This window comes from Stenotrophomonas indicatrix (assembly GCA_041545745.1).
Classification (GTDB): Bacteria; Pseudomonadota; Gammaproteobacteria; order Xanthomonadales; family Xanthomonadaceae; genus Stenotrophomonas; species Stenotrophomonas indicatrix_A.
Map to the genome: position 1 here is coordinate 2,024,786 of CP168152.1, position 17,128 is coordinate 2,041,913.

Here is a 17,128-nt window from a genome sequence, read left to right on the forward strand (position 1 = left end):
ACGCTGGGCCCGGCCACTGGCACGCTTGCCCGTTCTTCACGCCCCGCGCCGGACCGTCATGACCGATTCCCGCATCGCCTCGTTGCAGCAGGCCTGTCCCGGCCTGAAGCTGAAGACCGACCCTGCCGACCTGGAGCATTACGGCCGCGACTGGACCCGGCGCTGGACACCGGCGCCGCTGGCGATCGCGTTGCCGGCCACGGTCGAAGAAGTGCAGGCGGTGATGCGCTGGACCGCGGCCGAGGGCGTGGCGGTGGTTCCCTCCGGCGGTCGCACCGGCCTTTCCGGCGGTGCGGTAGCGACCAATGGCGAGCTGGTGCTGAGCCTGGAGCGGATGAACAAGGCGCTGGACTACGATGCGGTCGACCGCACCCTGGTGGTGCAGGCCGGCATGCCACTGGAGGCGCTGCACAACGCCGCGCTTGAACATGGCCTCATCTATCCGGTGGACTTCGCTGCGCGCGGGTCGTGCTCGATCGGCGGCAACATCGCCACCAATGCCGGTGGCATCCGGGTGATCCGCTACGGCAATACCCGTGAATGGATCGCCGGGCTGAAAGTGGTCACCGCCACGGGCGAACTGCTCGAGCTCAACAAGGGCCTGATCAAGAACTCCAGCGGCTACGATTTCCGCCAGCTGCTGATCGGCTCGGAAGGCACGCTGGGCGTGATCGTCGAGGCCACGGTGAAGCTCACCGACCCGCCGCCGGCCAGCAACGTGATGCTGCTGGCGCTGCCCAGCTTCGACGTGCTGATGCAGGTGTTCGCCGCGTTCCGCGCGCGACTGCAGCTGCAGGCCTTCGAATTCTTCACCGACCGTGCGCTGGAGCACGTGCTGTCACACGGCGCGCAGGCACCGTTCGACGAGGTGCATCCGTATTACGTGGTGACCGAATTCGCTGCCGGCGATGAAGCGCAGGAAGCAGCGGCAATGGCCGCCTTCGAAGACTGCATGGGCAATGGCTGGGTCAGCGACGGGGTGATCAGTGCCAGCGATGCCCAGGCGGCGCAGCTGTGGCGCCTGCGCGAGGGCATCACCGAGGCGCTGGCGCGCTACAAGCCCTACAAGAACGATGTCTCGGTGCGGATCTCGTCGATGCCGGCGTTCCTGGCCGAGACCCAGGCGCTGATCGGCGACGCCTACCCGCATTTCGATGTGGTCTGGTTCGGCCATATCGGTGACGGCAACCTGCACATCAATGTGCTCAAGCCGGATGACACCAGCGATGCCGATTTCGTGACCCAGTGCGAGCACGTGACCAAGCTGCTGGCGCAGGTGCTGGCGCGCTTCAATGGCAGCATTTCGGCCGAACACGGTATCGGTCTGGTCAAGAAGGGCTACCTGGACAGCACCCGTGGCCCGGCCGAGATCGCGCTGATGAAGGCGGTCAAGCGCGCGTTCGATCCCGAAGGGCGGCTGAATCCCGGCAAATTGTTCGACCTTTGACACGGGCAAAGACTTCACCCAGCCGTTACGCTCCACCCACCCAATCGATGAACTCACTGACCATGATCCGTCCGCTTCTGCTACTTGCCCTGTTGTCCCTGCCGCTGGCCGGCTTCGCTTCGAGCTTTGCCGGCACCTCGGCCGGGTCGGCGACGGGCGCCTCTTCGGGTTCCTCGGGCAGCAGCTCGGGCGATGACAAGGTGGTGCTGGCTGCCCGCGATGATGCGGCGGCGTTTGTCGCCAGCGATGGCCAGATCCGTGGCGCACGCCTGCAGGCGGCACTGGTGCACCTGCGTGAGCAGGATGCAGCTGCACAGCAGCAGAGCGACCTGCAGCTGGCGCGCGCGCTTCTGGCGCGTTGATCCAGCGCCCGGGTAGTGCCGGCCGCTGGCCGGCAACCTCATGACATCTGTTCGGAACGCAGCCACACATGGCGTGGCTCTACTGCTGACCGCTCACGTTGCGCACGCGGCTGATCGCCTGCAGCTCGACCCGGCCGGGCTGAGCCCGGCACAGCAGCAGGTGGCGACGCAGACACTGACTGATGTGCAGTCGCTGCTGCCCGACGGTCTGTTGCGTGCATTGCCCGCGCAGGTGCAGGTCGGCTGGCGTGACGACCTGCCCGCCAACGTGCATGGCCGTGCCTTCGCCGGGCGCATCGCGCTGCGCCGCGACCTGCTGGATGAAGACGTGGCCGGCGCCCGGCGCGCCCGCCGCAGTGCGCTGGTGCACGAACTGACCCATGTTGCCGACCGCACTGCTACACACTGGTCCCGCAGTGCCCGCTGGCGTGACCTTGCAGGTTGGCAGCGCAAGCCATGGCATCTGGGCCGCGGTGACAATGCCTTCCGCGACCGCAGCCCCGATGCCTATGAACTGACCGACCCGGCCGAGTACCTGGCGGTGAACGCCGAACACTTCGTGCTGGATGCAGAGTTCGCATGCCGCCGCCCAGCACTGGCGCAATGGTATCGCGCGCATTTCGGTATGCCGCCATCGTTGCCTGCGCCGCACTGCGCGGGCACGGTTCCGCTATTGCAGGCCGACGCGGAAGAGGGCGCCGCTTCGCTGCTGGCACTGGACCCGGCCCGGGTCTACGCCGTGGACTATCTGTTTGCCGAAGGCAGTGCGCAGCCGATGAGCCGCTGGGGCCACAGCATGCTGCGGCTGGTGATCTGCCGTCCCGGCCGCGCACCGGGACCGGATTGCAGGCTGGACCTGGAGCATCACCGGGTGCTGTCCTTCCGCGCCTTCGTCGGTGACGTGCAGATTTCCAACTGGCGCGGCCTGACCGGTGGCTATCCTTCGCGCCTGTTCGTGCTGCCGCTGCAGCAGGTGGTGGACGAGTACACCAAGGTAGAGCTGCGCGGACTGGCCTCGCTGCCGCTGCAGCTGGACCGCAGCGAGATCGCCAGCCTGCTCGAACGCACTGCACAGGTGCACTGGAGCTATGACGGCCGCTATTACTTCGTCAGCAACAACTGCGCGGTGGAGACGGCGAAGCTGCTGCAGGCAGGCGTTCCGCGTCTGGGCGAAGCCGGCCTGGCCCAACTGAGCCCGCGCGGGTTGCGGCGACGGCTGGCGCGGCTGCATGCCCTGGACGAGCAGGTGCTGGCCGACCCCGCGCAGGCACAGGCGCAGGGCTACTACTTTGCGTCTGCGCGCAATCACTACCAGCAGTTGTTCTCGGTTGCAGCAGCGCAGATGGCGTTGCCGGCGCGCGATGTGCGCGCATGGCTGGCGCTGCCGGCGCAACAGCGCGCACCGTGGCTGCTGCGCGGTGATGTGCGTGCCAGCGCCGGCCTGCTGCTGTTGGAACAGGCGGCGCAGCGGCGCGCGGAACTGCGCTCACGCGATGCGCTCAAGCGACAGCTGCTGGCCGACCCGGACAGCAGTGCCACCCGTTCGCTGCGTGCGTTGCTGGAACAGAGCGGCCAGTGGTTGCGCCCGGGCCAGTTGCTTGTCGACGCTGGCTACGGCCTGCCGCAGGCGGATGAACAAGCGGAAGTTGCACGGGCAGCGGCCGCTGCCAGCGCACAGACGGTACCCGCCTGGCAGGCATTGCGCGTGCAGCTTCGCGCGCAGCTGCCGGCGTCGCAGCGACGTGAACTGGATGACATCGACAACAATCTCGCTGCGTTGGGCGCGCGCGTGCGCGAGCAGGCGGCTGAAACACTCCCTACTGGCGCGGCAGCTCGATGACAAAACGACTACCGCCGCCGATGCCCGGCGTGCAGTAGACCTGGCCGCCGTGCGCATCGGCGATCGCCTTGACCACAGCGAGGCCGAGGCCGCTGCCACCGCCCAGGCGCGATCGTGAGCCGTCGCCGCGCATGAACGGGTTGAAGATGTCCGCATGCAGGGTCGGGTCGATACCCGGGCCTTCGTCTTCGATCGCCACCTGTACGTGGGCCACGGTGTCATGCACGGCGATGCGTACCTTGCCCGGGTTGGCATAGCGGCGCGCGTTTTCCAGCAAGGCCAGCAGCGCCTGCCGCAACCGCGTCGGGTCACAATGGGCGGGGTGCTCTTCGCGGCTGGTTTCCAGCTCCAGCACGAAGCCGGCGCTGCGGAAGGCGGGATCCACCAAGGTCATCACCGAATGCACTTCGGCCACCACGTCGGTGCGGGCGCGGCGCACGTCGAGGCGGGCGTTGTCGGCCAGGCTCAGCACCCGCAGGTCCTCGATCAGCCGTGACAGGCCCTCGACCTGCGCCAGCAGGCTGCGGAACTGCGACTCATCAGGTTGGAAAACGCCTTCGGCCAGGCCCTGCAGGCGGCCGCGCAGGATCGTCACCGGCGTGCGCAGTTCATGGGCGATGGCTGCGTGCCACATCACCCGTTCGCTTTCCATGTGCTGCAGGCGGCGCGCCATCGCATTGAAGTCGTCCACCAGCGCTGCGACCTCGCCGGGGGAGTTGGCCTCGGCCGTGGCGCGTGCGCCGAGATCGCCGCCCGCCAGCGCGCGCACGCTGTCCACCAGTGAATTGAGCGGGGACAGGATGCGATGGGCCAGGCGGAACGAGGCGGCGATCGCCAGCGCCAGGCCGGTCAGGATCACCCCGACCATCCACGCCAGCTCAGGTCCCGTCGGCAGCCAACCTTCCGGCTCTTCCGCGCTGGCCGGGAAGAACTCGATCAGTACTGCATACAGCAGCCACGAAGAGAGGATCACCATCACGATGACGCCGACGACCATCAGCGACATCGACACGATGATGTGCCGGCTGAGCCCGGAGCGGCGCATCAGCGGTCGGCCATCAGACGGTAGCCGACACCGCGCACGCTGGCCGGAATCTGGGTGAGGCCCACTTCGTCCAGTTTGCGCCGCAGCTTGCTGACATGGCTGTCCACGGTGCGCTCCAGCGCCTCGCTTTCCGGCAGGCATTCGTGCATCAGCTCGCTGCGGCTGAAGATCCGTGACGGCGCCAATGCCATGCAATGCAGCAGCTTGAATTCGGTCAGGGTCAGCAGCAGCTCGTGGCTGTAGCCTTCGCCTTCCACATGCACCGCGTGGGTGGCGGTGTCGATCAGCAAAGGGCCGACGCGCAGCGCGCTGGGCGCATCCGCTCGCGAGCTGCGCAGCGTACGCCGCAGTACTGCACGCACGCGCGCCGCCACTTCCGCCGGGTTGAACGGCTTGACCACGTAGTCATCGGCGCCCATCCGCAGTGCGGTCAGCTTGTCCAGATCCTGGTCCAGCGCGGTCAGCATGATGACCGGCGTTTCGCCGCGCTGGCGCAGCTGGGTCAGCACGCTCCAGCCATCCAGCCGCGGCAGCTGCACGTCCAGCAGTACAAGGTCCGGGCGCATGCTGCGATGCATGTCCAGGGCAATCTGGCCATCGGCCGCACACAGGGTACGCAGGCCCTCGCGTTCAAGGTAGGCGGCAAGAATGTCGGCGATCTCGGCTTCGTCCTCGACGATCAGGACCAGCGCCGCGAGGGCAGGGGAGGCATGCATGGCAAGGCGAGGCCGGAAGGTGCTTGCCCTCCATCGTATCTCCACAGTTCCTCCATCGAAACCCCATCATCGCCACGCACACTGCGCGCTTCATGATTCGTCAGCCGCGTCTGCGGCACTGTGCACAGCAATGAGAACCTTCAGGACTCCGGTCGCGCTGGTCGCGGCCTTCGCCTTGGCCATGACGGCCTGTTCCCGCCCCCAACCCACCGTCGAAGCCGTGCCGCGCGTCAGCGTGGTGACCGTTGGCCCGCAGGTGGTGCAGCGCGATGATGAACTGCCCGGTCGGGTCGCGGCGGTGCGCACTGCGCAGATCCGTGCGCAGGTCGGCGGCATCGTGCAGCGCCGGATGTTCGAGCAGGGCGCGGAAGTACATGCCGGGCAGCCACTGTTCCAGATCGACCCGGCGGCGTTCCGCGCCGATGTCGATTCGGCGCTGGCGGCCCTGCAGCGCAGCGAGGCCGCCCTTGGCCGCAGCCGCGTGCAGTCACAGCGCCTGCAGGCACTGGCCGCTGCGCAGGCGGTCAGCCAGCAGCATCGCGATGATGCCAGCGCCGAGCACGAGCAGGCCCGCGCTGCGGTCAACGAGGCACGCGCGATCCTGGCGCGACGCCAGCTCGACCTGCGCTATGCGACGGTCAGTGCACCGATCGATGGGCGCATCGACCAGGCATTGGTGACCGAAGGCGCGCTGGTCGGCGTCGCCGACGCCGAGCCGATGGCGGTGGTGCAGCAGATCGACCAGGTCTATGTGGACGTGCGCCAGCCTGCATCGCAGCTGCAGTCCCTGCGCCGTGGTGCAGTGGACGGCGAGCTGCCGGTGACGATCATCGGCGCGGCGGGTACGCCGCTGCCCGAGCGCGGCCGGCTGTTGTTCTCCGGTGTCAATGTCGATGCACGCACCGGCGATGTGATCCTGCGCATCCTGGTCGACAACCCTGAGCGGCAGCTGTTGCCGGGCATGTACGTGCGTGCCCGGGTGCCGCGCGGTGCGCCGGCCAGCGCGTTGCTGCTGCCACAGCAGGCGGTGCTGCGCAGCGCCGGTGGCCAGGCCTATGCCTGGGTCATCGCCGCCGATGGCAAAGCCGTGATCCGCACGCTGGAGGTGGACGGCAGCGTCAACCGGCAATGGTTGGTGCGGCATGGCCTGAAGGCGGGCGAGAAGGTCGTGGTGGAAGGCCAGGAGCGCCTGCAGGAGGGCGTGCTGGTCGATCCGCGCGACTGGCAGGCGCCGGTCGCCAGCGCCGGCGCAACGCCGGCATCCGCAAGCCAGGGCTGAGCCCTTCCAGGAACCTACGACATGGCTCGTTTCTTCATCGATCGCCCGGTGTTTGCCTGGGTGCTGGCGATCTTCGTCATCCTGGCCGGCGTGCTGGCCATTCCACGGCTGGCGGTCGAGCGCTACCCGGCGGTCGCACCGCCCAGCGTCAGCATCTATGCCAGCTATCCCGGCGCCAGCCCGCAGACATTGAATGATGCGGTGGTCGGCCTGATCGAGCGCGAGCTGTCCAGCGTCAAGCATCTGCTGTACTTCGAATCGTCGGTGGACACCTCCGGCGAAGCGTCGATTACCGCCACCTTCAAGCCCGGCACCGATCCCGAGCTGGCACAGGTGGATGTGCAGAACCGGATCAAGGCGATCGAGCCGCGCCTGCCACGCAGCGTGCGCCAGAACGGCCTGTTCGTGGAGGCGGCCGATTCCGGGTTCCTGATGCTGGTGGGCCTGCGCTCACCCGATGGCAGCGTCAGCGAAGCGGCACTGGGCGATTTCATGGCGCGCAACATCATCGAGGAGCTGCGGCGCATCGACGGCGTCGGCCGCGTGCAGTTGTTCGGTGCCGAACAGGCGATGCGGATCTGGCTGGACCCGACCCGCCTGACCGGCTACGGCCTGACCATGGGCGATGTGGCCAGCGCGATCGAGCAGCAGAACCTGGAGATCTCGCCGGGCCGCATCGGCGATTCGCCCGGTGTTCCCGGCCAGCGCATCACCGTGCCCTTGAGCGCCGAAGGCCAGCTGTCCACGCCCGAGCAGTTCGCGGCGATCGTGCTGCGCGCCGGTGCCGATGGTTCGCGGGTGTTGCTTGGGGATGTCGCCCGGGTCGAACTGGGCGCGCAGAGCTATGCCTGGGGCACGCGCGAAGACGGCTATCCGGCGACGGCCGCCGGCGTGCAGCTGCGCCCCGGTGCGAATGCGGTGCGTACTGCCACGGCTGTGCGCGAACGCATGGCCGACCTGCAGCCGCTGCTGCCGCACGGTGTTGAATCCAGCATTCCGTTCGATACCGCGCCCTTCGTCAAGGTCTCGATCCAGAAGGTGCTGCAGACCCTGATCGAGGCGATGCTGCTGGTGTTTGCAGTGATGTACCTGTTCCTGCAGAACTGGCGCTATACGCTGATCCCAGCCCTGGTCGCGCCGATCGCGCTGCTGGGCACCTTCGCGGTGATGCTGGCGCTGGGCTTTTCGATCAACGTATTGACCATGTTCGGCATGGTGCTGGCGATCGGCATCATCGTTGACGATGCGATCGTGGTGGTCGAGGGCGTTGAGCGGATCATGGCCGAAGAGGGCCTGCCACCGCGTGAGGCCACGATCAAGGCGATGCGTGAGCTGACCGGTGCGGTGATCGGCATCACCCTGGTGCTGACCGCGGTATTCATCCCGATGGCGCTGGCCAGTGGTTCGGTCGGTGCGATCTACCGCCAGTTCAGCGTGGCGATGTCGGTGTCCATCCTGTTCTCGGCACTGTTGGCGCTGAGCCTGACACCGGCACTCTGCGCGACGCTGCTGCGGCAGGGTACACGTGGCCACCATGGCCGCGGCGGCGTGTTCGGTGCGTTCAACCGTGGCTTCGAGCGGATGACCGGGCGTTACCAGCGGGGCGTGGCGACGGTCCTTCGGCGCAGTGGCCGGGTGATGGGCCTGTTCGCAGCATTGCTGGTGGCGCTGCTGATCGGCCTGCATTGGTTGCCGGGTGCATTCCTGCCGGAAGAGGACCAGGGCTATTTCATGACTTCCATCCAGCTGCCGGCTGAGGCAACCGCCGAACGCACGCTGGCGGTGGTCGAAGCCTACGAGCAGCACGTCGCCTCGCGGCCGGCGATCGCGTCCAACCAAGCCATCCTCGGCTACAGCTTCTCCGGTTCCGGCCCGAGCGCGGCGCTGACCTACACCATGTTGAAGGACTGGGGTGAGCGCGGCGGCAGCACCGCAGCGGACGAAGTAAAGGCGGCGCAGCAGGCGATGGCGACGGTCCCGGAAGGCGAGGTGATGAGCGTGATGCCGCCGGCCATCGACAGTCTTGGCCGTTCCTCCGGGTTCTCGTTGGCGCTGCAGGCACGTACCGGGCAGGGCCAGGCCGAGCTGCGGGCCGCCCTGCAGCAGTTGCTGAAACTGGCAGAGGCCAGCCCGCTGCTGGCCGAAGTGCATGCCGATGGCCTGCCTGCGGGCAGCAATGTGCGCCTGGACATCGATCGCGCCAAGGCCGAGGCGATGGGTGTGGCGTTCACCGACATCAGTGCAACGCTGTCGGCGGCGATGGGCTCGCAGTACGTCAACGATTTTCCCAATCGCGGGCGCATGCAGCAGGTGATCGTGCAGGCCGATGCGCCGCACCGGATGCAGCTGGAGGACGTGTTGAAGCTGTATGTCCGCAACAGCGAGGGCGGCATGGTGGCGTTGTCCGAGCTGGTCACCGCGCGGTGGACCGAGGCGCCGCTGCAGCTGCAGCGTTACCTGGGGTTCCCGGCATTGAACCTGTCCGGCGCACCCGCCAGCGGGGTCTCCACCGGTCAGGCGATGATCGAGATGGAGCGCCTTGCACAGCAGCTGCCAGCGGGCTTCGCCTTGCAGTGGACCAGCCAGTCGCTGCAGGAGCGTGAGTCCGGTGCACAGGCGCCGTGGTTGCTGCTGCTGTCGATGCTGGTGGTGTTCCTGGTGCTGGCGGCGCTGTACGAGAGCTGGTCGATTCCGCTGGCGGTGATGCTGGTGGTGCCGTTGGGCCTGCTCGGCGCCGTTGCTGCAGTGCTGCTGCGCGAGATGCCCAATGATGTGTTCTTCAAGGTCGGCATGATCACGGTGATCGGGCTTTCGGCGAAGAACGCGATCCTGATCGTCGAGTTCGCCCGCCAGCTGCAACAGCAGGGACGCGGCCTGGTCGAGGCGACCATCGAAGCGGCACGCCTGCGGCTGCGGCCGATCGTCATGACCTCGCTGGCGTTCGCGCTGGGTGTGGTGCCGCTGATGCTGGCGCAGGGTGCTTCAAAGGAAACGCAACAGGCCATCGGTACCGGCGTGTTCGGCGGCATGGTCAGTGCGACCGTGCTGGCCGTGTTCTTCGTGCCGGTGTTCTATGTGGTGGTGCAGGGCGCGCAGCATTGGCTTGCGCAGCGCCTGCGCCGACGCCGGCCGACGCCGGAAGGAAGCGTGGATGGAAAGCAGGTGGATGGAAAGCAGGAGCCCTGAGGGCCTGTACGAGGCGCAGCTGTGCGTGTTGGAACAGCAGCTGCGCGATGCGCTGCTGGACGGCGACCATGGCGCAGCCGCTGCGCTGCTGTCACCGGTGTTGTTCATGATGGACGGGCAGGGCGGCCGGATGCTCGACTTGCCCTGGCTGAGGGACTGGCAGCAAGGCCGCCTGCAGATTCTTGCGCTGCAGGTGCATGCGGTGGAAACGCTGCTGTGTGGCCGCCTGGCGTTGTTGTCCGGCGATGTTCAGCTGCATGTGCATTGGCTGGAGCGTGAACATGTGCAGCGCATTCGCCTGTTGCGGGTCTGGACCAGCGCTTCCGCTGCCAGCGGCGCGCAGCTGCTGTCAATGGCAGTGTTGGCAGGCTGAACACGGTCATGCAGCTTTCAGGCCCCGTTTGCGTGCAGATGGTAGGGTCCAAGGTCTCTGTAGTTTCGACAAGGAGTCGAGCCATGCGTGTAGTTTTCAGTCTGTTGGCTGCCTCCCTCGGCCTTGCGCTGAGCGCCTGTCAGCCGGCGCAGACGCCGGCCGCCAGTGGCCCAGGCGATGCGGTCGCAACGCCGACACCGGCACCTGTGGCTGCCGCTGTTGATGGCGGCGGCAACGCAACCCTCTATCGCTGCGGCGATCTCGATGTGCGCGCGACCTTCAACGGTGAGGACGCAGCGACGGTTGTGATCGGCGAGCGCAGTTTCGCGATGTCCTCCGAGCGTGCGGCCTCCGGTGCGAAGTATGCCGACGGCAAGGGCAACAGCTTATGGACCCGTGGTAGTGACGAAGCGCTGCTCAGCCTGAAGGGCGAGGCGGACCGTGAGTGTGGTGCGGTGGAAGCGACCGAGGGCGATGGCAGTGCCGGCAACGCAGCGTTCCGTGCCACTGGCAACGAGCCGGGTTGGCTGGCCGTCGTCGATGGTGATGCACCGGGCCTGCAGGTGGACGTCGACTATGGCGAGCGCCGCTTCACCGTCGCCAAGCCGACCGAGGGCGCGGATGGTTGGGTCGGCAAGGCGGCCGATGGCACCGACATCAAGCTGAGCTTCCAGCGCACCACCTGCCAGGACGACATGAGTGGTGAGGCGTTCGAGGCCAAGGCCATGCTGACCGTGGGCCCGCGCCAGTACCACGGCTGCGGCAACTTCGGCGGCAAGTAAGAAAAAGGGGACGGAGGGGATTACGTCGTTTGTGCCATGAACGACGTAATCCCCTCCGTCCCCTTTTTTGCGTCAGCCCTCGCAGGGCTTGATGTCCAGCTCGAACGCAAGGTCGTAGCGACCATTGATGCCGATCAGTGTTTCGCGGATCGCGCAGTTGTTCTGGTGGCGGTCCACCAGGTCGGCGAAGATCTTCTCGCGACCCTCGCAGTACGTCGCGCTGGCCTCTTCCAGTTCCCGACGGCGCTCGTCGTCGTAGGGCTCTTCGCCGGCGAAATGCTGGCACGTGTTCTCGCGGGCGAGAAATGCCTGCACGTCGTCGGGCATCTGACAGTAGATGCGTATGTCTTCGATGTCGTACACGTCGTTGGACACCACGCAGCCAGCGGCAGCACGGGCCTGTTCCAGTTCCTCGTAGCTCGAGGGCAGGCTGGCAGCGGAGGGCTCCTCGGCCGGTTCCTGCACGGCCGCGGGCGAAGCCGCTGCCGGTGCGATGGGGGCCACCGGATCGACTGCTGCGGCCTCTGGCGTGGCATCACCAGCGTCGTTGTCCGCTGCTTGCGGCGAGCACGCCGCAAGCAGGGACAGGCAGGCGATCAGTGCCGCGCGCTTAGTCGGCACGGCCGGCAAATTCGCCGGTGGCGGTGCTCACCAGCACGCGCTCGCCGTTGACGATGTACTCCGGCACCATGATCTCGATGCCGGTGTTGAGCTTGGCCGGCTTCGGGCGCTTGGTGGCGGTGCCGCCCTTCAGTTCCGGCGGCGTCTCGATCACTTCCAGCACCACCGAGGCCGGCAGCTGTATGGCCACTGGCTGCTCGTCGATCACCTGCACGTAGATGCCGGTAAGGCCGTCGGTGATGTAGCCGGCGTCATCGCCGATCACGTCCGCGTCCAGGGTGTAGGGGGTGTAGTCCTCGTCATCGAGGAACACGAACGCATCGCCGTCCTTGTACGAGTAGGTGGACTGGCGGCGCAGCAGTTCGACTTCAACCAGGTTGTCGTCGGCATCGAAGCTGGCATCGAGCTTGTTGCCGCCCGGCACGCTGTACATGATGAAGCGGAAGCGGACGTTGCCGCCGCGACCCTGCGGCGAGCTGCGCTCGATGTCGCGGATCTGGTAGACGCCGTTGTTGAACTCGACGACGTTGCCCTTCTTGATGTCGTTGGCTTTCATGATGATGTTGGTCGTTGGGGGAGGGCGCCGTCCCGGCGCCCGGGGGGAATCACTTCGGAGCGAGCCGGGTGGCGCCGTCCAGGCGGATGGTCTCGCCGTTGATGTAGGTGTTGCCGAGGATGTGGCCGACCAGGCTGGCGAAGTCTTCCGGCTTGCCCAGGCGCGACGGGAACGGGATCGACGCGGCCAGCGATGCCTGCACGGCTTCGGGCATGCCATCGACCATCGGCGTCCAGAACACGCCCGGCGCGATGGTGTTGACGCGGATGCCGAAGCGCGAAAGTTCGCGGGCCATCGGCAGGGTCATCGCCACCACGCCGCCCTTGGAGGCGGAGTAGGCGGCCTGGCCGATCTGCCCTTCGTAGGCGGCAACGCTGGCGGTGTTGATGATGACGCCACGCTCGCCGTCCACGCCGGCCTCGTTGTGCTGCATGCGGTTGGCCGCGGCCTTGGCGACATTGAAGCTGCCGACCAGGTTGACCATCACCGTGCCCTGGAACCCGGCCAGCGGCATCGGGCCTTCCTTGCCCAGCACGCGGCCAGCGCCGAGGATGCCGGCGCAGTTCATGGCGACATTCAGGCCGCCGAGGAAGTCGCAGGCCTGGTCGATGGCGGCCGACACGGATGCTTCATCACTGACGTTGACATTGAAATAGCGGGCGTTGTCCTGCCCCAGGCCGGCAACGGCGGCCGCGCCCTTGGCGTCGTTGAGGTCGAACAGGGCGACCTTGCCGCCCTGGGCAACCAGGTGCTGGGCCACGGCCAGGCCGAGGCCGGAGACGCCGCCAGTGATCACGGCACGTACGGAAGACAGCTGCATTGCACGGTCCTGCAGGTTCAAGAACCGCCGATTCTAACGGAAGCGGCAGCAGCCGCCGTTGTGCACTGCGCCGCCGGCCTCAGCCCAGTTCGCGGGCGCGGCGCAGGCGGCGCTCGAAGTCCGCGGCGGGCAGGCCGTGGGCGAACAGGAAGCCCTGGCCGACGGTCACCCCCAGGTCGAGCAGGCATTGTCGTTGCGCCTCGGTTTCCACGCCTTCGGCGACCACGCCCAGGCCGAGGCTGCGGGCAATCGCGCAGACCGCCTCGCACACCGCCACGTCCGAGCGGTTGCGGGGAATGCCTTCAACGAACAGCTGGCTCAGTTTCAGCCCATGGATGGGCAGCCGGCGCAGGTAGTTCAGGGCGCTGTAGCCTTCGCCGAAGTCGTCGATGGTCAGCATCACCCCCATCTCGCGCAGGCGGGCGAAAGTGCGCAGGGTGTCCGGCGCGTCTTCGATCAGCACCCGCTCGGTGAACTCCAGTTCCAGCACGCTGCCAGGCAGGCCGAACTCATCCAGCACCTGCCGCACCCAGCGCGCGAGATCCTCACCGACGAACTGCCGCCAGGAAACATTGACGGCCACCCGCACCAGGCCGAGCCCGTCGTCCTGCCATTGCCGTACCTGCCGGCAGGCTTCGCGCAGCGCCCATTGACCGATGCGCACGATGTCGCCGGTGTGCTCGGCGTGGCGGATGAACAGGTCCGGGCGCATCGGCCCCAGCTGGATGTTGTGCCAGCGCATCAACGCCTCGCAGGCGATGGTGGCGCCGCTGCGCAGGTTGACCTGTGGCTGGTAGACCAGGTGGAACTCGTCGCCATCGAGTGCCTTGTGCAGCCGGCTCTCGATCTGCAGGCGGTCATGCTGGCGCTGTGCCAGTTCCGGGGAGAACACCTGCCAGCCGTTGCGGGTGCGTCGCTTGCACTCGTACATCGCCGTGTCGGCGTTCTGGATCAGCTGCTGCGGCCGGTTGCCATCGCGCGGTGCGCGGGCGATGCCGATGCTGGCGGTGACCGGGAACTCGTCGCTGCCCAGCTGGAACGGTGCCGAGAAGACCGCGGTGATGCGCTCGGCCAGCTGTTCGGCCTGGTCGGGCTGGTCACGCAGGTCACAGATCACTAGGAACTCGTCGCCGCCAAAGCGGGCAAGCAGGCCCTCGGTGCCGATCGCGGTGGCGATGCGCCGGGTCGCTTCGATCAACAGTTCATCACCGGCGTTGTGCCCTAGCAGGTCGTTGACCACCTTGAAGCGGTCCAGGTCGATGTACAGCACCGCCACGCGGTCGTGGCTGGGGCTGTCCATGCGCACGCCGAGGTCGCTCAGCACCGCATCGCGGTTCATGATGCCGGTCAGCGGGTCGGTGCGGGCCTGCACGCGCAGGGTTTCCTCGGCCTGCTTGCGCTCGGTGATGTCCTGCACGGTGCCGGTGATGCGTGCGGCATCGACATCGCCGGCCGAGACCTCGCCGATCATCCGGATCCAGAACGAGTGGCCATCGCGGCGCTGGCCCTGCAGCTCCAGGCCGAAGCTGCTGCGGTGTTCGATGGTGTCGGCCAGCGCCTGCTGCAGGGCGGCGCGGTCGTCGCTGCGCAGGCAGTCCAGCAGATCCGGCATGTCCTCAAGATCGGCCGGTTGGCCGACGATGCGCCGCGCCTCGTCGGTGAGGTACAGGCGCTGCAGGCCACGATCCCACTCCCAGCCGCCGATGTGGGCCAGTGACTGAGCGCGCGCGAACAGGGTGTTGTTGCGCTTCAGTTCGGTGATGTCACTGAACATTGCATAGACATGGTCGGCCTGGTCGCAGCCGTTGCCGAACACCGGCACGTTGGTGGCGGCCAACCACAACATGCGTCCGCGCGGGCGGTGGTACAGGCCGATGATGGTGCTGCGGATCATCCGTCCGGCCTGGAAACAGCGGCTGGTCGGCCACTGTGACTTGGTCAACGGGTGGCCGTGTTCGTCGACGATGATCCACGCTTCTGGATCGAGCATCGAATTCAAGCCCACGCCACCACCGGTAAGGCCGAGGATGCGGTGCGCTGCGGGGTTGGCGGACAGAACGCGTAGATCACGGTCGAACAGGATCACGCCCTTGTCGATCGACTCCATCAACAGGCGATAGCGCGACTCGGCGCGCCAGCGTCCACTCAGGTCGCGGGCGACGGCGACGATGCAGGGCTGGCCTCGGTCCTGGAAGCCGGCCGAATGCACCTCTACCGGAAAGCGACTGCCATCGCCGCGCATGTTGGTCACTTCGATGACGTAGGTGTCGCCGCGGTTCAGCGCTTCCCACACCGGTTGCAGGTGGTCGCTGGGCAGGTCCGGGTTGAGCAGTTCAATCGGCTGGCCGACGATGTCCTCGCGCGGGCGGTCGTAGGCGACGATGCCGGCACGGTTGACGTCCAGCACCACGCCTTCGGCGCTGAGGATGCTGACCGGATCGGGTACGGCGTCGAACAACGCGGCATAGCGGGCCTGGGTATCCAGTTCGCGCTGTCGTGTGTCGGCCAGCGCCTGTCTCGCCTGGCGCAGCAGCTTGGCCTGGGCCGGCGATGGAGAAGCGGCCAACGCCGCGTCCAGAGCGGCCAGCGCGTCGTCGGTTGCGGCGGAAGCATCGCCGGTGGCCGGACGGTCGCGCGGGCCGCTGTCGTTCATGTCGCCGCCAGCGCCTGCCCGACGCGGCTTGCGGTGGCACGGCCGAGCAACCCGGCCAGCCAGCGGCCGGTCTCGGCCAGCGACGGCAGGTCGACCCCGCACTCCAGGCCCAGGCCCTGCAGCAGGTACACCACGTCCTCGCTGGCCACGTTGCCGCTGGCGCCCTTCGCGTACGGGCAGCCGCCGGCACCGGACACCGCACTGTCGACCACGCGCACGCCTTCTTCCAGGCAGGCCGCGATGTTGGCGATGGCCTGGCCATAGGTATCGTGGAAGTGTACGGCCAGTGCGCTCATCGGGATCTCGGCAGCCACCGACTGCAGCATCGCGCGGGCCTTGCGCGGGGTACCGACGCCGATGGTGTCGCCCAGCGAGATTTCGTAACACCCCATTTGATGCAGGGCACGGGCCACACGCACAACGTCGGCCAGCGGCACCTCGCCCTGGTACGGGCAGCCGAGCACGGTGGAGACGTAACCACGCACGCGCACACCATCAGCCGCCGCACGGCGCAGGATCGGCTCGAAGCGGGCCAGCGACTCATCGATGCCGGCGTTGGTGTTGGTGCGGTTGAAGGCTTCCGATGCAGCCGTGAACACCGCGATTTCCTGCACGCCGACCGCGCGCGCACGGTCGTAGCCCTGCTCGTTCGGCACCAGTACCGGATAGGCGATGCCCGGGCGGCGCTGGATGCCGGCATAGACCTCGGCCGCGTCGGCCAACTGCGGGACCCAGCGCGGGCTGACGAAGCTGGTCGCCTCGATGGTGCGCAGGCCGGTGGCCGACAGGCGATCGATCAGGGCGATCTTGTCGGCGGTGGCCACGGCCTGCTTCTCGTTCTGCAGCCCATCGCGGGGGCCGACTTCGACGATGCGGACGAAATCGCTCATCGCGGCACCCCCACGGCAGGCGGGGCGGGACGGGCAGGGCGGATGGGATCGACTGGGGTCACGGCGGTTCCTGGGAAACGGGGGCGGCCCGGTCTTCGCCAGGCTGCCAGATGAGATACGCAGGCGGGTCGCACAAGCGGCCACGCATGCGCCTGGTGGCGACGCAGGGGTCTACCCGGGCAGGTGGCAGACCGCCTCGATGTTGTTGCCGTCGGGGTCGATCACGAAGGCGGCGTAATAGTCCGGGTGGTACCAGGGACGCAGGCCGGGCGCACCATTGTCGCGCCCCCCTGCGGCCAGCGCTGCGGCGTGGAAGGCATCAACCTGGGCGCGTTCGCCGCAGACGAAGGCCACGTGCGCGCCCTGGCTGAGCGGCGTTGCATTGCCCAGCCAGAAGAACGGCTTGCCGTGGTTGCCGAAACCCACGTGGTCGTGGGCGCCGGTCTGTTCGGCGCTGACCTCCATCACCACGCCGATCTGCAACGGCGCCAGCACCTGCAGGAAGAAGGCCCTGCTGCGCGGCAGGTCGCTGCTGTTCAAGCCGATATGGTCCAGCAT

15 protein-coding genes are annotated in these 17,128 nt (G+C 67.4%); 7 read left to right on the top strand and 8 right to left on the bottom strand.

Annotated elements, in window-relative coordinates; all coding sequences use genetic code 11:
- The first annotated feature begins 58 nt into the window (after positions 1 to 58).
- The 3 genes from ACEF39_RS09385 to ACEF39_RS09395 all read left to right on the top strand — a co-directional run bounded on the left by ACEF39_RS09385 (position 59) and on the right by ACEF39_RS09395 (position 3,649).
- A complete protein-coding gene (locus tag ACEF39_RS09385) occupies positions 59 to 1,447 on the top strand; it encodes a D-2-hydroxyglutarate dehydrogenase (protein ID WP_500287752.1) in 1,389 nt (462 codons plus the stop codon).
- 62 nt (positions 1,448 to 1,509) lie between these two features.
- Positions 1,510 to 1,809 carry a DUF2388 domain-containing protein gene (locus tag ACEF39_RS09390; RefSeq protein WP_089240880.1) on the top strand — a complete coding sequence of 100 codons (300 nt, stop codon included), beginning with the start codon at positions 1,510 to 1,512 and terminating at the stop codon, positions 1,807 to 1,809.
- Positions 1,810 to 1,849: 40 nt separating this feature from the next.
- Positions 1,850 to 3,649, top strand: coding sequence for a DUF7844 domain-containing protein (locus tag ACEF39_RS09395; RefSeq protein ID WP_500287753.1), 1,800 nt, complete (start codon positions 1,850 to 1,852; stop codon positions 3,647 to 3,649).
- On the opposite strand, the gene ACEF39_RS09400 is transcribed toward ACEF39_RS09395, so the two are convergent.
- Complete coding sequence (locus ACEF39_RS09400; protein ID WP_500287754.1) at positions 3,627 to 4,694, bottom strand: ATP-binding protein; 1,068 nt, start codon at positions 4,692 to 4,694, stop codon at positions 3,627 to 3,629. The genes ACEF39_RS09395 and ACEF39_RS09400 overlap by 23 nt on opposite strands.
- Positions 4,694 to 5,410, bottom strand: coding sequence for a response regulator (locus ACEF39_RS09405; RefSeq protein WP_500287755.1), 717 nt, complete (start codon positions 5,408 to 5,410; stop codon positions 4,694 to 4,696). The genes ACEF39_RS09400 and ACEF39_RS09405 overlap by 1 nt, the downstream gene beginning before the upstream one ends.
- 130 nt (positions 5,411 to 5,540) lie before the next feature.
- Between ACEF39_RS09405 and ACEF39_RS09410 the strand changes: the two genes are divergently transcribed.
- The 4 genes from ACEF39_RS09410 to ACEF39_RS09425 all read left to right on the top strand — a co-directional run bounded on the left by ACEF39_RS09410 (position 5,541) and on the right by ACEF39_RS09425 (position 11,030).
- Positions 5,541 to 6,689: an efflux RND transporter periplasmic adaptor subunit gene (locus tag ACEF39_RS09410; RefSeq protein WP_500287756.1), complete on the top strand. Its 1,149-nt coding sequence runs from the start codon at positions 5,541 to 5,543 to the stop codon at positions 6,687 to 6,689.
- A gap of 21 nt (positions 6,690 to 6,710) precedes the next feature.
- On the top strand, positions 6,711 to 9,875 hold the full coding sequence (locus tag ACEF39_RS09415; RefSeq protein ID WP_500287757.1) for a multidrug efflux RND transporter permease subunit: 3,165 nt from the start codon (positions 6,711 to 6,713) through the stop codon (positions 9,873 to 9,875).
- Positions 9,856 to 10,248 carry a nuclear transport factor 2 family protein gene (locus ACEF39_RS09420; protein ID WP_500287758.1) on the top strand — a complete coding sequence of 131 codons (393 nt, stop codon included), beginning with the start codon at positions 9,856 to 9,858 and terminating at the stop codon, positions 10,246 to 10,248. Before ACEF39_RS09415 ends, ACEF39_RS09420 begins: the two co-directional genes overlap by 20 nt.
- A gap of 83 nt (positions 10,249 to 10,331) precedes the next feature.
- Positions 10,332 to 11,030, top strand: coding sequence for an MliC family protein (locus tag ACEF39_RS09425; RefSeq protein ID WP_500287759.1), 699 nt, complete (start codon positions 10,332 to 10,334; stop codon positions 11,028 to 11,030).
- 72 nt (positions 11,031 to 11,102) lie between these two features.
- Here ACEF39_RS09425 and ACEF39_RS09430 read toward each other — a convergent pair whose 3' ends face one another.
- The 6 genes from ACEF39_RS09430 to ACEF39_RS09455 form a co-directional block, all read right to left on the bottom strand.
- Positions 11,103 to 11,651: a hypothetical protein gene (locus tag ACEF39_RS09430; RefSeq protein ID WP_500287760.1), complete on the bottom strand. Its 549-nt coding sequence runs from the start codon at positions 11,649 to 11,651 to the stop codon at positions 11,103 to 11,105.
- Entirely contained in the window at positions 11,641 to 12,207 is a 567-nt protein-coding gene (gene yeiP, locus ACEF39_RS09435; RefSeq protein ID WP_099818338.1) for an elongation factor P-like protein YeiP, read from the bottom strand. Before yeiP ends, ACEF39_RS09430 begins: the two co-directional genes overlap by 11 nt.
- Positions 12,208 to 12,256: 49 nt before the next feature.
- A complete protein-coding gene (locus ACEF39_RS09440; RefSeq protein ID WP_108267319.1) occupies positions 12,257 to 13,027 on the bottom strand; it encodes an SDR family NAD(P)-dependent oxidoreductase in 771 nt (256 codons plus the stop codon).
- A 79-nt stretch (positions 13,028 to 13,106) separates the two neighbouring features.
- Complete coding sequence (locus tag ACEF39_RS09445) at positions 13,107 to 15,680, bottom strand: sensor domain-containing protein (RefSeq protein WP_500287761.1); 2,574 nt, start codon at positions 15,678 to 15,680, stop codon at positions 13,107 to 13,109.
- Entirely contained in the window at positions 15,677 to 16,570 is an 894-nt protein-coding gene (locus ACEF39_RS09450) for a hydroxymethylglutaryl-CoA lyase (RefSeq protein WP_313283437.1), read from the bottom strand. Before ACEF39_RS09450 ends, ACEF39_RS09445 begins: the two co-directional genes overlap by 4 nt.
- Positions 16,571 to 16,741: 171 nt before the next feature.
- The gene (locus ACEF39_RS09455; protein ID WP_500287762.1) at positions 16,742 to 17,128 is read right to left on the bottom strand and encodes a VOC family protein; all 387 of its coding nucleotides are present in this window, start codon (positions 17,126 to 17,128) and stop codon (positions 16,742 to 16,744) included.